Source organism: Paenibacillus sp. FSL P2-0089 (assembly GCF_038595095.1).
GTDB classification, from domain to species: domain Bacteria; phylum Bacillota; class Bacilli; order Paenibacillales; family Paenibacillaceae; genus Paenibacillus_AQ; species Paenibacillus_AQ silagei.
Genome location: NZ_CP152006.1, coordinates 5,674,152 through 5,688,578 on the forward strand (window position 1 = coordinate 5,674,152; position 14,427 = coordinate 5,688,578).

At 52.5% G+C, this 14,427-nt stretch carries 17 protein-coding genes; all 17 read right to left on the reverse strand.

Features of this window, described 5'->3' with window-relative positions; all coding sequences use genetic code 11:
- Positions 1-15: 15 nt before the first annotated feature.
- Positions 16-1,302, reverse strand: coding sequence for a homoserine dehydrogenase (locus tag NST69_RS23770; protein ID WP_036725890.1), 1,287 nt, complete (start codon positions 1,300-1,302; stop codon positions 16-18).
- A gap of 8 nt (positions 1,303-1,310) precedes the next feature.
- The gene (locus tag NST69_RS23775) at positions 1,311-1,748 is read right to left on the reverse strand and encodes an ACT domain-containing protein (protein ID WP_036698990.1); all 438 of its coding nucleotides are present in this window, start codon (positions 1,746-1,748) and stop codon (positions 1,311-1,313) included.
- 175 nt (positions 1,749-1,923) lie between these two features.
- Positions 1,924-2,679: a hypothetical protein gene (locus tag NST69_RS23780; RefSeq protein WP_342547288.1), complete on the reverse strand. Its 756-nt coding sequence runs from the start codon at positions 2,677-2,679 to the stop codon at positions 1,924-1,926.
- Between the two features lie 15 nt (positions 2,680-2,694).
- The gene (locus NST69_RS23785) at positions 2,695-3,441 is read right to left on the reverse strand and encodes a hypothetical protein (protein ID WP_342547290.1); all 747 of its coding nucleotides are present in this window, start codon (positions 3,439-3,441) and stop codon (positions 2,695-2,697) included.
- Between the two features lie 5 nt (positions 3,442-3,446).
- Entirely contained in the window at positions 3,447-4,625 is a 1,179-nt protein-coding gene (locus tag NST69_RS23790; protein ID WP_342547291.1) for an SPFH domain-containing protein, read from the reverse strand.
- A 213-nt stretch (positions 4,626-4,838) separates the two neighbouring features.
- Positions 4,839-6,146 carry a GTPase ObgE gene (obgE, locus tag NST69_RS23795; protein WP_036725896.1) on the reverse strand — a complete coding sequence of 436 codons (1,308 nt, stop codon included), beginning with the start codon at positions 6,144-6,146 and terminating at the stop codon, positions 4,839-4,841.
- A 15-nt stretch (positions 6,147-6,161) separates the two neighbouring features.
- Positions 6,162-6,902: a Spo0B domain-containing protein gene (locus NST69_RS23800; RefSeq protein WP_342547292.1), complete on the reverse strand. Its 741-nt coding sequence runs from the start codon at positions 6,900-6,902 to the stop codon at positions 6,162-6,164.
- 239 nt (positions 6,903-7,141) lie between these two features.
- Positions 7,142-7,453 carry a 50S ribosomal protein L27 gene (gene rpmA / locus NST69_RS23805; protein WP_020429282.1) on the reverse strand — a complete coding sequence of 104 codons (312 nt, stop codon included), beginning with the start codon at positions 7,451-7,453 and terminating at the stop codon, positions 7,142-7,144.
- A gap of 17 nt (positions 7,454-7,470) precedes the next feature.
- Positions 7,471-7,806 (reverse strand): ribosomal-processing cysteine protease Prp, encoded by a 336-nt coding sequence (locus tag NST69_RS23810; protein ID WP_036725900.1) that lies wholly within the window; start codon positions 7,804-7,806, stop codon positions 7,471-7,473.
- A gap of 12 nt (positions 7,807-7,818) precedes the next feature.
- A complete protein-coding gene (gene rplU / locus NST69_RS23815; protein ID WP_036698983.1) occupies positions 7,819-8,130 on the reverse strand; it encodes a 50S ribosomal protein L21 in 312 nt (103 codons plus the stop codon).
- Between the two features lie 203 nt (positions 8,131-8,333).
- On the reverse strand, positions 8,334-9,575 hold the full coding sequence (locus NST69_RS23820; RefSeq protein WP_036725903.1) for an Rne/Rng family ribonuclease: 1,242 nt from the start codon (positions 9,573-9,575) through the stop codon (positions 8,334-8,336).
- Between the two features lie 34 nt (positions 9,576-9,609).
- On the reverse strand, positions 9,610-10,452 hold the full coding sequence (locus NST69_RS23825; protein ID WP_342547294.1) for a M50 family metallopeptidase: 843 nt from the start codon (positions 10,450-10,452) through the stop codon (positions 9,610-9,612).
- Positions 10,445-11,311 carry a M23 family metallopeptidase gene (locus NST69_RS23830; protein WP_342547296.1) on the reverse strand — a complete coding sequence of 289 codons (867 nt, stop codon included), beginning with the start codon at positions 11,309-11,311 and terminating at the stop codon, positions 10,445-10,447. Before NST69_RS23830 ends, NST69_RS23825 begins: the two co-directional genes overlap by 8 nt.
- 166 nt (positions 11,312-11,477) lie before the next feature.
- Positions 11,478-12,272 (reverse strand): septum site-determining protein MinD, encoded by a 795-nt coding sequence (gene minD, locus NST69_RS23835; protein ID WP_342547297.1) that lies wholly within the window; start codon positions 12,270-12,272, stop codon positions 11,478-11,480.
- A 5-nt stretch (positions 12,273-12,277) separates the two neighbouring features.
- Complete coding sequence (gene minC, locus NST69_RS23840; protein ID WP_036698972.1) at positions 12,278-12,937, reverse strand: septum site-determining protein MinC; 660 nt, start codon at positions 12,935-12,937, stop codon at positions 12,278-12,280.
- 81 nt (positions 12,938-13,018) lie between these two features.
- The gene (gene mreD / locus NST69_RS23845) at positions 13,019-13,549 is read right to left on the reverse strand and encodes a rod shape-determining protein MreD (RefSeq protein ID WP_083685133.1); all 531 of its coding nucleotides are present in this window, start codon (positions 13,547-13,549) and stop codon (positions 13,019-13,021) included.
- Positions 13,549-14,418, reverse strand: coding sequence for a rod shape-determining protein MreC (mreC, locus tag NST69_RS23850; protein WP_342547298.1), 870 nt, complete (start codon positions 14,416-14,418; stop codon positions 13,549-13,551). The genes mreD and mreC overlap by 1 nt, the downstream gene beginning before the upstream one ends.
- Positions 14,419-14,427: the final 9 nt, after the last annotated feature.

The window sequence follows — 14,427 nt, forward strand, 5'->3', positions numbered from 1 at the left end:
GGACACCTGCGATAGTTAGCCTTCTACACGGTAGTGGCTTTTGATGCGGTGAATGACATTCAGTTGCTCCAGATGGCGCAGCACTTTGTTCATACTCGCTCTGCTGGCGTTATGTGTGACAATGATAATTTCGGCATCAGGATTATTAGGATTGGCCTGCTGCACAACGGAATCCAGACTGACATCATATTCGGCAAACACCTGGGTAATCTTCGCCAGTACACCCGCCTTGTCATCGACATGAAGCAGCAGGAAGTTCTTGTAATAAATATCCTCGTCGCTCTTCAGCTTCTTCTGCTTGTACGGCACAATCTGCTTAAGCCCGTTGACCCCCAGCTTCAGGTTCTTGATGACCGCCACCAGATCCGCCACAATCGAGGTTGCCGTAGGCATCGCCCCTGCCCCCGCACCGTAGAACATCGTCTCTCCTACAGCCTCACCATATACATATACCGCATTAAAGACGCCGTTCACGGAGGCAATCGGGTGGTTCGTACGGATCATTGTAGGCTGGACGCTAATGCTGAATTCTTCATCCTGGCGTTCTGCAATCCCGAGCAGCTTCATCTCGTACCCCAGCCGTTTGGCAAAAGCCATATCCTCCTTGCTGACGCCGGAAATCCCGCTTACACTGACATCGCTCAGCTCTACATTGGTCCGGAAGCCCAGCGTGCCCAGAATGGCCATCTTGCGGGCTGCATCCAGTCCCTCCACATCGGACGTCGGATCAGACTCGGCATATCCCAGCTCCTGCGCTTCCTGCAGTGCGTCGAGGTAAGATGCGCCTTCCTGGCTCATTTTGCTGAGGATGTAGTTGGTTGTCCCGTTCACAATCCCCATAATCTTCATAATCTTATCCGAGGAAAAGCCTTCGATCAGCGTGCGGATAATCGGTATGCCTCCCGCCACACTTGCTTCATAGAACACATCGCACTGCTTCTCCTGTGCCTTGGCCAGAATCTCCGAGCCGTGCAGGGCCATCAGGTCCTTATTGGCTGTTACGATATGCTTGCCGCGCTCCAGTGCCTCCAGAATGTACTCCTTCGTCCCTGCGACCCCGCCCATGACCTCAACAATGACATCAATCTCCGGGTCGCGGATAACGGCCCATGGATCATCAGTAATCTTGGACGGGTCCACTTCGATATCACGCGGCTTCTCCGTATTCTTCACGGCAATCCGTTCAATCAGGATCGGCGAGCCGACCTGGCTGCTCAAATCCTCCTGATTTCCTTCCACAATACGGACAACACCCGTACCCACAGTACCCAGACCCAGCAGACCTACTTTAACCGGCTTCATTCGTATTCTCACCCCTGACCAATAATTAACGCACGCTTCACACCGGGAATTGCCTTGAGACTGTCCAGCAAGTCGCCCAGCTCTTCATTCAGATGGGAGATCTCGACAGAGATCACCACGTTCGCCCGTCCTTGCAGCGGTATACTCTGATGGATTGTCAGCACATTCGCCCCGTGAACAGCCACCGAACCGAGCACCTTGGACAACATGCCCGACTCGTGCTCCAGATCAATCGAGATCGTCACAATGCGCTCGCGCTCCAGCTGATGAATTAAGTGTATCCCATCTTTGTATTTATAAAAAGCACTGCGGCTAAGCCCGACCTGTTCCACGCCCTCGTGTACGGTTTTGGCATCTCCTGCTTCCAGCAGCTGCTTGACCTGCATGGTCTTCAGCACCGCATCGGGCAAAATGTCCTCCCGGACCAAATAATAGCGTTCTTTCACGAACGTCCTCACCCCAAAGACTTTTGTATGTACATAGTGGACATTATACGGGATTGAAGGCTTTTATTGCAATAACTTTCTGCAAACATGCGGAAAAGGCTGTCCCCCTATTAGCTAGGAGGAACAGCCTTCACCTGCAGGAATCCAAGAAAATACTTATAGCTGCTGTAACGCTTCAGCTGTAGGCGATGGTCGTTCCGCAGTAATCACAGCTAGTAGATTGGTTGGGAGCTACCGTATTCTGTGCCCCGCAGCCGGGACAGCGGACAGATTTGGGAAGCTGCTGCGGCCTCGGCTGCTGATAGGACGGCTGCCTTGCAGGCTGCGAGAAGGGAGATGCATCTGCCTGCCCCGCCTGGGCCTGCGGCACTGCATCCGCTCCTTCATGGAAGAGAAGCCCGGAGTCCAGCACCCCGTACTTCTGCAGATAGATAAGATCTCTGTTCACATCGCCTTCGCTCTGCCCGGTGCGGTCAGCCAGATTCCCGGTATAGCGGACTCTCTCCACCGTGATCAGATGTACATACTGATTGGTGAGCTGCGAGAAGCGGAATCTGGCTTTGGCCGCGCTTCTGGCAAATACGGCCGCAGGCAGAAGTGTTATCAATGAGAACATAATTAACATTCCAATTAACGTACCAGTATCAACGGCGACTTCACTGAAGATGGAATTGACGACAATCCCCATCAACTGCACGAAGCCGCCCACAAATACATGGAACAACAGACTATAATTGACGGGCTTGCGGTAATTTTTATAATGGGTGCTCAGCATTCGTACCAGCGCAAGCGCAAGTCCCAACGGCATAAACAAATATCCGGCGCCGATAGTTACAACATCAAAAGTGGTCCGCTCATACTTAGGCAGACTATCAGAGGGCTGTCCTTCCCGGCCCGGCAACAGTCCCCCCAGCTCATTCCCTATCCCCATTGCTGTCTACTCCTCCTATTTAAGCCCCGCCAGCTCCAGATTACGCCGCTGGAGCGTGCCGGCAATACTCTCCGTTAATTCCTCTGTCTCCGTGTCCCAGCGGGCCGGCAGCTCCTTCAGGACAAGCAGCAGCGCCACATGGTCATGCAGCAGAGAGATCTGCTGCCTAATGATGTCTTCCGTGGCATACAATCCCGGTCTCGATACCGGGTCACTGTAGCGGAATTTCTCCTCCAGAGAATCAATCAGTTCTACCAGCCTGCTTGCCTCAGAATGCTTCCAGGTGCCGGCAATCCCTCTGATCTCCTGCAGCTCCTGCATGTGAGTACGCAGACTCCGCGAAGCGTCCGCAGCTCTGCGCTCCCCGGATGCGGCATTCCGCCCATATCCCCCTGTAGCCACAAGTACGACGGAAGCTACAATCAGGATCAGCAGCTGCTCTCCCGCATACCAGAGCGGACTCAGCTCCAGAAGCCAGTCCAGCAGAATAGCCGAAGCAAGTACCGCAGCCAGATAGAATACTATAATTACAGCTCCGCTTATGAATACCGGTGAAGTCCGGCCCGCTTCAGCAGCACGGCGCAGCCAGAGCATGCAATATACATAAACCACAGACTCTGCCATACCTACAGCAAGCAGAGTCACTACGAAGCGCAGCAGCGATTCCGAGAATCCAAACGTGAAGAAGGTACCTGCAGTAACTGCCAGAACAGCAACATAAATGCCAGTAACAAGACCCGTATATGACCTCTGCCTCTGCATCCCGCTCACCCGTTAGCCGCTCTGGTACCGCACTCTGGACAGAATTTCTGTCCGGGCTTCAGCTCATGCCCGCAGCCCGTACACTTCAGGATCAGGCCCTCTCCACAATGCGGACAGAATTTGGCACCTGGGATGACCGCCTTACCGCAGCTATGGCATACCTTATCCTCCACCGCCGGCGGGGATTGCAGACTGCGGCCGCAGCCGGTACAGAAGCGTGCATTTGCCGGATTAAGGGTTCCGCAGTCCGAGCAGGATTTAGAAGCAGCAGGAGGTGCCGGCTGGCTGCCCGTACTGCCGTCCAGAGACATGCTACGGGTCATCCGGGTGGCTATCTCAGCCGCAGGCCCGGCCAGCCCAAAGCCCATGCCGAGCCCCAGCCCCGCATTCATCATGCCTACGCCTGCATTGCCCGGATTGCCTGCTGCCTCCTCCATAGCGTCGAAGCTTCGTTCCTGCTGGTAGGTGAAGCCGATAATGTCCATCTCCGCTTTTTTGGCCAAGGCTTCCTTGAGACGCTGGGTTGCCGGATCATCATCGGGAATATTGATCGAATCAATATAGAAATTATTAAGTTCAATACCGCTGTCCAGGAACGAGGAGGACAAGCGCCCCTGAATATGCTTGGAGATTTCAACCACGTAGGCGTTGATCTCCAGGATGCTGATTTTTTTGTGCACCAGATAAGAAGAAATAAGTTCATTAATATTGGACATCAGCAGCCCGCGGAAATAATTGATCATCGTATCCTGATCGAAGACCGGTAGGGTCCCTACCAGCTTCAGCAGGAATTTGCGGGGATCTTCGATCCGGACCCCAAACTGTCCGAAAGCGCGGACCGCTACCATGAGCTTGTACTTAGGGTCTTGCAGCTGCAGCGGCGCACTGGTCCCCCACTTCACATTCATGGAGTTCAGCTTGTTCACAAACCATATCTCTGCGGTGAACGGAGACTTGCCGCCGAACGGCAGGTTCACCACATTCGACAGAATCGGAATATTCGCTGTGCTTAAGGTATGGCGTCCGGCTGTGAAGGAATCCAGCGCCTCTCCACCCTTGAACAGAATCGCTTCCTGGGATTCATTCACAATCAGCTGTGTCCAGGTCCCCAGCTCCTGATTCGGATACTTCCAGGCGAAGACACCCGGAGGCCCGTCATATTTGACTACTTCAATAATTGCCATCTGTCCATTCCCTCTTTCCTGACAGGTATGTATGATATACGCAGATTACACCCTTTGGATTCAACTTAACATCGCTTATATAATGATTGTAGTAAATTAATCCAGATTTATAAAGAAAACTTTATTAGCAAAAATAGCTTTGCCACCTGTTAAGCAATAAAAAAAGGCCGCATCCCCCTCTCGGAAGATACAGCCGGAAACCTTACTTCTCTATTAATAGTAGCTGCTATTCTCGACAAATTCGAATTCAAAATCAGCAATGCGCACGATCGTACCTTCCACAGCGCCGCGTCTGCGCAGCTCGGCATCCACACCCATGTGACGCAAAGTACGGGCCAGCCTAAGAATCGCATCATGTGTGCTTAGCTGCATTCTCTTAATCATCCGCTCAATCCGCGGACTATTGACTACAAAGGCCTCGTTGTCACGGGTAATCGTGAATGAGTTATCCTCTTCCGCTTCCAGCTTATACACCTTGCGCTCTTTGCCGGCCACTTCTTCCACCACCGGAGCCACAGGAATACTGTCAAGAATATCTGTAGCACGGTAGAGCAGCTCCTGAACGCCCTGACGGGTCAGTGAAGAGATCGGCATAATCTCAAGGTCCGGGCGAAGCTCCGCGACACGCTCACGGAAGGAAGCCAGGTTCTCCTCGGAATCAGGCATATCCATCTTGTTCGCCGCCACGATCTGCGGACGGTCAATCAGCGCCGCATTGTACTGCTTCAGCTCATCGTTAATCAGTACCCAGTCTTCAAAAGGATCGCGGCCTTCCGAGCCGGACATATCCACGACATGAATGATGATACGCGTCCGTTCAACGTGGCGCAGGAACTCATGTCCAAGCCCCACCCCTTCACTCGCGCCTTCAATCAGTCCAGGCAGATCCGCCATCACAAAGCTGCGGCCGTCTCCGACATCAACTACACCCAGGTTGGGGGTAATAGTGGTAAAGTGGTACGCTCCGATCTTCGGCTGGGCAGCGGACACGACCGACAGCAGCGTAGATTTGCCCACGCTAGGGAAGCCTACAAGGCCTACGTCCGCCATGACCTTCAGCTCCATTACGATGTAACGCTCCTGGCCCTCTTCCCCGTTCTCCGCCAGCTCCGGCGCCGTATTGTTCGCCGTCGCAAACCGGGTATTCCCCCGGCCGCCCCGGCCGCCGCGGGCCACTACAACCTGTTGTCCATGACGGGTTAAATCGGCAAGGATCTCCTGGGTATCATCATCAATCAACACGGTTCCCGGTGGAATCCGCACGATCATATGATCGGCGTTGGCCCCGTGCTGGCTCTTGTTGCGCCCCTTAATTCCCTTATCAGCCTTGAAGTGCCGCTGATAACGGAAATCCATCAAGGTCCGTAAGCCTTCATCCACGCGGAAGATCACATCTCCCCCGCGGCCGCCATCTCCGCCGGCAGGACCGCCATCCGGCACATACTTCTCCCGGCGAAATGCTACGAGACCATCTCCGCCGTCTCCGCCTTTTACATAAACCTTAGCCTTATCTACGAACATAAATGTTCACCTTCCTTACATCTCCAGCGGTAACCGCAGTTCCACATTACCCTTGGCAGGCTGAACCTGCTCCGCCTTCATGATTTTTCCTTGTACTATATTATAAATTTGCCCCTGAAGCAGTTCGGGATTGTCTTGCTCTCCCTCACCTTTGAAAGAGATCAGAATGTCCCTTCCCTCCTGTGAAAAGCTGAGCTCAAGCTTCCGCGTGTCTCCATGCTGTGTTATTCCGCTGTACTGGTACGCTCTAACCGTCTGCATAACTACCGAAGTCAGCTCAGCTCCTGCCTCTGGACTCAGCTTGTCCTCCAGGTGGAGCCCTTCCTCTACCTGTATGTCCAGCTCCAGACTGCTTCTGAACGTACGGAAGGATTGCAGATAGAACACCAGGGAAGGTACTCCCAATTTGGCAATACGGCTGTCCAGCGCAATACGCTCCTTTATTCTTTCCACACATTGTACGGATTTATCAGGCTTGCCCAGCTGGATATATCCGTAAAGCACCTGCAGATCATTCATCCAGTCATGACGATGATGATTCAGTGTCCGGTTTGCCGCCTGCTGCAGAGTATTCTCCTGTATACGCAGTTCCTCTTCATATTGACGCCGGTTGTAAACAAAGCTGAATGCAAGCACTGCCGCTACCCAGACTCCGAGCAGCAGGCATGTGAAAAGGGAGGTTTGCCAATACACGAGACCTAAAGGAAACACTGCGGATAACATGACTGCCCAGACCTTACTTTTCCAGGATTTCATTCTTTCTCCCCGTCCCTTGGTTCGCAAAATTGATTCCAATGTAAGCACTGCTTATCTTGCTTCATATTCACCATTTCCCAGTATAACACAGGCTTTCTCCGCAATCACCAGAATCCCACCACAAAGTGAGGCTTAAGCTTCGATGCTTACTCAGGTACTTTGCGGGACCCCGAAACAATTTCAAAAAAAGCCCCCGGCACTGATGCCGGAGGCTTCTCATCTTCATAGGTTCCGTAAGCTTACGCTTCCAGTGCCGCTGCTACCGGAGCGACATCCACCGGATACACGCTCACTTTTTTGCGGTCGCGTCCCCAACGTTCGAACTTCACTACGCCGTCCACAAGTGCGAACAGTGTGTCATCTTTACCGATGCCCACGTTCGTGCCCGGGTGGATTTTGGTTCCGCGTTGACGAACCAAGATGTTGCCGCCGGTTACTGCTTGACCGTCAGCACGTTTCACGCCAAGACGCTTAGAATGGGAATCACGTCCGTTCTTTGTGGAACCAACACCTTTTTTCGATGCGAATAATTGAAGATCCAATTTCAACATGTTGTCAACCTCCTTCTTCAAATGATGACTTCCTGTATCTGAATATATTTCCTGTAGGATTTAGCAATATCCTTGAGCATCAGCACCATGGATTCCAGCAAGAGCTGTACCTTGGCGGAGACTTCGGGATCATTCACGGGAACCAGGGTTCCGCTTAAGAATCCATCCTTCATCGAAGTATCCAGAACAACTCCGGTCAGGCTTTCAATCGCATTCACAGTTCCAACGGTAACCGTCGAAACACCCGCGCAGACGATATCCTTGCCATTCCTTGCGTATTCCGCATGCCCCTTGACGGCAAAACCGACAATGACACCTTGAGCAGAAGCCCGTGTAATCCGCACGTTAATCATTAACGCACCTTCTTACGCTTGAATCTTCTCGATAGTTACTTTGGTGTACGGTTGACGATGGCCTTGTTTCTTGTGGTAGTTCTTCTTAGGTTTGTATTTGTAAACTACAACCTTATGACCCTTACCATGCTTCTCGACTTTGGCTGTTACAGACGCGCCGCTTACCAGCGGAGTTCCTGCAGTCAAACCACCTTCGTTAGAAACAGCCAAGACACGGTCAAACGTTACGCTTGCGCCGTCTTCAGCTTCCAGCTTCTCAATGAACAAAACATCGCCCTCTTGGACTTTGTATTGTTTACCGCCAGTTTCGATAATTGCATACATTGTACTTGCACCTCCTCATGTCTCAGACTCGCCTAGTCAAGGTGGCAATCCCCGGAGGAATTACGCTTCATCTACCCGATCGGAGCGGTTACAGCATGTGCAGGAATGGAACAACCAAACACATACTTGAAGATATTATCATACATATGGGCCCTAGTCAATATCCCCTTACAAAACATATACAACCCTGACCGTCTCTTCCCCTACTCCAGCCATGTTCCAACCTTGCCTGTACCGCCGCAGCACTGGCAGATCACCGGGGCAAACCCGGCGGAATCATGTCTGGCCTTCTTACGGGTCATCTCCAGCAGACCGAGATGGGTCCAGCCGAGAATATGTGTCTTGGTCCGGTCCCGGCTGATAATGCTCTCCAGCTTGTCCGTCACCTGCCTGCGGTGCTCTTCCCGCTCCATATCAATGAAATCAACAATAATAATACCGCCCGTATCCCGGAGCCGGACAAGTCGCCCGATCTCCTCCGCAGCCAGCAGGTTGGTCCGCGTTACCGTATCCTCAAGGTTCGTCCCGCCAGTGTACTGCGCTGTGTTGACGTCAATCACAGTCAAGGCCTCTGTCTCATCCCAGATGAGCGTAGCCCCGCCTTCGAGGATGATCTTACGGCTGAAGCTCTTATGAAGCTGATCCGTCACCCCGTAAGCAGAGAAAATGGACTCCTGCCCCCTGTAGAATCCCACAGGCTTGTACCCTTCAGGAGCCATATCCGTCAGGAAGGCTTCCGCTTCCTTCACCGCCTTGGCCGAATCAATCAGCAGCTCATCACGCTGCGGATTGAAGGCATCCCGGATGAACCGCTGGACGATACTCAGATCGCAGTGCAGCAGAGCGGGTGCCTCCACTTCCTTGGAACGCCGGGTAATCATTTCCCACTGCGCCCGCAGAAAAGCCAGATCTCCCTCCACGGCATCCAGCGGCTCGTCCTCGGAGACGGTGCGCATAATGAGTCCTTCCTCACCCTGGCGCAGCCGCTCGCCGATGCCTTTGAGCCGGCTGCGCTCCGATTCCCGGCTTATTTTCTTGGAGACCCCGACATATTCGGCAAAGGGCATGTACACCATCCAGCGTCCGGGCAGTGTATAATGCGTGGTTACCCGCGCGCCCTTGCCGCCGCGCGGTTCTTTTCTCACCTGGACGACAATCTCCTGACCGGGCTGCAGCAGCATCTCAATCGAAGGCTTGACGGCCGGCTGCTTGTCCAGATGGGGATGCAATACATCATCTACGTATAGGAACGCATTCTTTTTCTGTCCGATATCTACAAAGGCCGCCTGCATACCAGGCAGCACATTCATTACCCGGCCTTTATAATAACTCCCGACCAGACCTTGCTGCTGATCGCGTTCAGCCGCATATTCCACCAGCCTCCCGTTCTCCAGAAGTGCCATGCGGGTAATATGCTGTGTACAGTGAACGATCATTTGTTTCATGGCTTCACCTCTGGTTTGAATCGTTACTCGCTTGTTACTTTCCGAAATACGAAGCAATCAGACGCTGCTCCGGCACAACGGCTACGATATCCCTGTCGTTGTTCATCACATAGATATAATGATAATGGTTACGTTTAAATAGACGCAATATCTCATCCAAAGGTTTCGCGAGCGAGGCAACTATTGGGCGGGCAATGTTCTCCGCCACTAGATACCGCTCATAAATCCGCTCACGGTTCATCAAAAAACCAACAAACCGGTACGGCAAATTACGCTGGTCTGTCCAATTAGAATAGAGCAGAAACGCTCCGATCATCAGCAGGTTAAGGCGGAGGCCGTCCCCGTTCCCAAGCGGAAGCAGGGCGTACCCTATCACAAGCAGGCTGGCCGCAATACTGACTCTGCCGGTCCACAGCAGCGTGTAATAATACGGAAGCAGCAGACTCAGGGCTGCCTGAAGGATTTTGCCACCGTCCAGCGGAAGCACCGGCAGCAGATTGAACAGAGCGATCATGGCGTTGGCTCCGATAAAATAATCCAGATAGGCGATATTTCCATACTCCACCTGCTTAAGCGCCAGTGCCATCAGAATCATAATTCCGTTCTGCAGCGGACCGGCCAGGGCAATCCCGATCTCACGGACAGCCGTAAGCCGCCCATGATCCTCTATAACCGCAACGCCGCCGAATGGCAGCAGTTGGACCGATCGTACGTTAATTCCGGCCAGCAGCGCCGCACATACATGTCCAAGCTCATGAATGAATACGATCAGGAACAAGGTTAGCAGCTCCAGGAACTGTCCGGTAAACACGGATACCATGAGAATCAGCACAAAGAGCGGATGCAGTGACAATTCAATACCGCAGACCCTAATCAAACGATACCACTTCGGCCGGATCAATATAAGTCTTGTCTTTCATAACTGCAAAAAACAGCAACGGGACCCGGGCATCCTCCGTCCCCTGAATCCAGCCTATTTCGTCTCCGCTCTGTACCCAGTCATCCACCGCGAGCCGTGTCCCGCTCAAATGACCGTATTCTGCCGTGATCTCCCCGGTATGCCGGACCGTAATACGGATGCCTCCCCGGGCTTCCTTTGAAACGGCCAGCACACGGCCCGTATCTACACTTTTCACCGTGACACTGGCACTTGAATCGTCTGCCGGTATAATTTCAATGCCATTAAGCGAAGTGGCAAAAGGACGCACAATACTTCCTGCAAGCGGAGCGCTAAGCTCATGGGCGGCTGTCACCTTCTCCGCCGGTACCTGTTCATCTCCGAAAATCGGAATAAAGGACGGGGCTCCATTGAAATGTTCCTCGTACCACACCTGTGCTGCTGCAAAATCCATATCATTGCTAAGGATGTCTGTAATAAAGTACTGTGCCTTCACGGCCCATGGCTCCTGCACGGCAAAAATGCCCCATACAGCGCCGAAGACCAGAAGACTGGCCACCGTCCGCCGCAGCAGACCAGCACGGAAGCCCTGCCCCGGTCCCCTCCCGTCTTCCTCTTCCCAGTGGTTACGCTGCTGCTTCCACACCGTCTCGGGGTCAGGCTCAGGGGAAGAGGCCAATTCATTCCTGTCCCCAGCCCCCCATTCTCTGAAGGAGGGAGGACTGTCAGACAGCCGGAACCGCTCTGGTGCTGGTGCTGCTCGTGCTGCCGGCTTCTCCTCCAGCAGATTTTGTATACGCTTCTTGCGGCGGTTCTTGGACTCTCTCGGGTATTCCATTATGATCCCTCCGGCGGGCTTGTTTTACTTCCATTTTATGAGTGGCGGAAGCCGCTTTAGAACAAGCCCTGTCCAAGTTACTGCACAACAAAAATAAACCCGCTGCTGATGTCTCAGCAGCGGGCTCTTAACAGAAGATAGCCGTGTATAAGTGCGTGGCCGGGATTCAGCCTATTCCAAAAAATTTCTTGAGCTTCTTGAAGGCGCCCGTCTTCTGGTCAAGCTGCATCAGCGGCACCGCATCGCCAAGAATACGCCGGGCAATATTACGGTAGGCGATCGCTGCTAAGGAGTCCGGGTTCATCACGGTAGGCTCCCCGTTGTTCGCCGCCCGGATGACCTGTTCATCATCGGGTACAATCCCGATCAGATCAATATTAAGCACCTGCAGAATATCCTCGATATCAAGCATATCCCCGGACTTGATCAAGCCCTGACGAATCCGGTTGACCACCAGCTTCGGAGATTCTACCGATGACTGCTCCAGGAGACCGATAATCCGGTCCGCATCCCGCACCGCAGCATGCTCCGGAGTGGTAACTACAATTGCTTTGTCAGCACCGGCAATCGCATTGCGGAAGCCGTGCTCAATTCCCGCCGGACAATCGATCAGAACATATTCGTACTCCTTCTTAAGCTCAAGAATGATATCCTTAACCTGCTCCGGTGTAACGGCTGTCTTGTCCTTGGTCTGGGCTGCGGGCAGCATGTACAGCTCATCAAAGCGCTTGTCCTTGACCAGCGCCTGATTCAGCCGGCAGCGGCCTTCCGCCACATCGACCAGATCATAGATGATCCGGTTCTCCAGCCCCATGACAACATCCAGATTCCGCAGTCCAATGTCGGTATCCACCAGACATACTTTTTTGCCCTGCAAGGCGAGTGCGGTACCAATGTTGGCTGTTGTGGTTGTCTTGCCAACTCCGCCTTTGCCCGAGGTTACGACAATCGCTTCTCCCATGGAGGCTACACCCCTTTAAACACATTTAAATCCTGACGTAACTTCACTATATTATGAATTTTGTCGATTTGCATAGCACCGCCTGATAAGTAGGCAAATTCCATGCTGCTCTCCCGGGTTCCCCATTCATCCGGAGGCCTGCTGATAATCTCAGCAATCCGGAGCTGGGTAGGCGCGAGCAGCGAAGCGGCAATAATGGCCTCCTGATTACCGTTGATTCCGGCGTGTGCCATCCCTTTGAGTGCTCCAAGAATATAGATATCCCCTGAACAGGTAATGGTCCCTCCCGGATTCACATCCCCGAGGAACAGCAGATTGCCCTCATGATGCAGCACCTGGCCCGAGCGGAGCATTCCGCTCATCATGAACAAGGCTTCCGTATCCTTCTCTTCAGGATCTTCAATAGCTTCAACCGAACGGATCAACAGATTCCCCTGACTCTTGAGGATCTCCAGTACCGCCTCTTTATCCTCTTCAGTAACAGCACGGTTGCCCAACTTAATATCCACATGCACAATCGGTCCGGTCAGAATATTTTGATGGCTGTGCTCCAGCTTGTAGCGAAGCTCGCTTAAGAGATCTTCAAAGGGACACTTGTCGTCTAGCAGGAATACCAGGCCATCCTTGATGCCCTTAATCCTTACGTGCTTGGATTTAACTGTCATATGCCTGTCCCCCTATCCTCATTCATTCGTGCCGGGCCGGGCAAACTCCTTCTTTGGGTGATAAGAAAATGCTGCTGCAGCTTAGGCAGCCTCCTCATCGATAGTCTCTTTCTTCAGCAGCTCCAGCTGGCGCCGGAGCGGAACGTAGAGAAGCAGGCCTGCAGCAAAATGAATGAGCATGGTAGGCAGCATATGATGCAAGAGTGCCCAATTATATGGCTCCTGGCTTAGATTAAACACATTATAGATAGCAAAAAGAATACTGTCTTCCAGCAGACTGCCCAGTAGCACCACTGTCATCATGAGCGGCAGCGGAGCACGGGGAATCTGGAATATCAGCCCGATCAGGTACGCAGATAAGCCCATAGCGAAGGAATGAGCACCCAGTATGCGGCCATAGAAGACCACATCATGCAGCATACCGAACGACAAGCCCAGAATAAGTGCTGTATGCCGGTGATGGTATACCGTTACGAACAGAATGACGATGAAGACGAGATTAGGAATAATCCGCATCTGCCAGCCGTCAGGAATCAGCCAGGGAAGCACTGTGCCTTCCAGAATAAATAAAATGAATAACAAAAGTACCAGGACAGGTCTGCGCATCCTCACTATTCTACACGCTCCTCCGTATAGACAACGAGGAGTTCCTTCCAGTCCTGGAATCCTGCCGCCGGCTTGATAATCGCTGTAGAGGTGAACCCGTACTGTCCGACCTTAACTTCTTCTACTTTGCCGATAGTCATGCCACGGGGATACATGCCCCCGCCGCCAGAGGAAATAATCATATCCCCCTTGGCAATCGGATCGCCTACGGGAATTTTGTTCATCAGCAGCATTCCGGTCTGCTGGTCATAGCTCTCAATCATCCCAAAGGTCTTGCCCTCCTTGTTAACAGCGGTTGCCGATATAGGAGGCTGTGAGTTGGGGTCCTTGCTATCCATCATTGTCATCAGCTTCACGGTAGAGGTGAAGTTACTCACATTGCTGATGACTCCTACAAGGCCCTCGACAGAAGTTACGGACATATTCAGCCGGATGCCATCCTTCGCACCAAGATCAATAACAAGTGTATTATTGCCTGGCTCTGTCGTAACACTGACAACATTGGCAATCAGATAATCATAATTATATAATTTCTTTTGAGCTTCAGTGAATTTAAGAGCTTTTGCATACTTTTCATTGTCAGCCTTAATAAAATTTAACTGCGCCTTATCCCGGGCGTACTGTGCAGCCAGAATCTTAAGTTTCTTATTCTCTTCGGCCAGCTCATTCAGAGTCCCGATATCTTGGAAGAAGCCCGCTACGTATCCAGCGGGCTTGTAGAACAATTTCTGCACGAATCCGGTCGTATCTCTGAGGAAGTTCTCCGGCCAGGACAGGGTCTTCCTCTGCCCCAGGCTGAAGCCCATCAGAACGATAAACGTAACCAGTGTAATCAGCAATATAAACAGTCGTTTATTGTTAAACAGCTTGAACAATCTCGAGCA

Bases quoted from the DNA above. Each gene is read 5' to 3' on its own strand.
- NST69_RS23770 (WP_036725890.1), bottom strand. From the start codon at position 1,302: ATGAAGCCGGTTAAAGTAGGTCTGCTGGGTCTGGGTACTGTGGGTACG.
- NST69_RS23780 (WP_342547288.1), bottom strand. From the start codon at position 2,679: ATGGGGATAGGGAATGAGCTGGGGGGACTGTTGCCGGGCCGGGAAGGA.
- NST69_RS23785 (WP_342547290.1), bottom strand. From the start codon at position 3,441: ATGCAGAGGCAGAGGTCATATACGGGTCTTGTTACTGGCATTTATGTT.
- NST69_RS23790 (WP_342547291.1), bottom strand. From the start codon at position 4,625: ATGGCAATTATTGAAGTAGTCAAATATGACGGGCCTCCGGGTGTCTTC.
- obgE (WP_036725896.1), bottom strand. From the start codon at position 6,146: ATGTTCGTAGATAAGGCTAAGGTTTATGTAAAAGGCGGAGACGGCGGA.
- NST69_RS23800 (WP_342547292.1), bottom strand. From the start codon at position 6,902: ATGAAATCCTGGAAAAGTAAGGTCTGGGCAGTCATGTTATCCGCAGTG.
- rpmA (WP_020429282.1), bottom strand. From the start codon at position 7,453: ATGTTGAAATTGGATCTTCAATTATTCGCATCGAAAAAAGGTGTTGGT.
- NST69_RS23810 (WP_036725900.1), bottom strand. From the start codon at position 7,806: ATGATTAACGTGCGGATTACACGGGCTTCTGCTCAAGGTGTCATTGTC.
- rplU (WP_036698983.1), bottom strand. From the start codon at position 8,130: ATGTATGCAATTATCGAAACTGGCGGTAAACAATACAAAGTCCAAGAG.
- NST69_RS23820 (WP_036725903.1), bottom strand. From the start codon at position 9,575: ATGAAACAAATGATCGTTCACTGTACACAGCATATTACCCGCATGGCA.
- NST69_RS23830 (WP_342547296.1), bottom strand. From the start codon at position 11,311: ATGGAATACCCGAGAGAGTCCAAGAACCGCCGCAAGAAGCGTATACAA.
- minD (WP_342547297.1), bottom strand. From the start codon at position 12,272: ATGGGAGAAGCGATTGTCGTAACCTCGGGCAAAGGCGGAGTTGGCAAG.
- minC (WP_036698972.1), bottom strand. From the start codon at position 12,937: ATGACAGTTAAATCCAAGCACGTAAGGATTAAGGGCATCAAGGATGGC.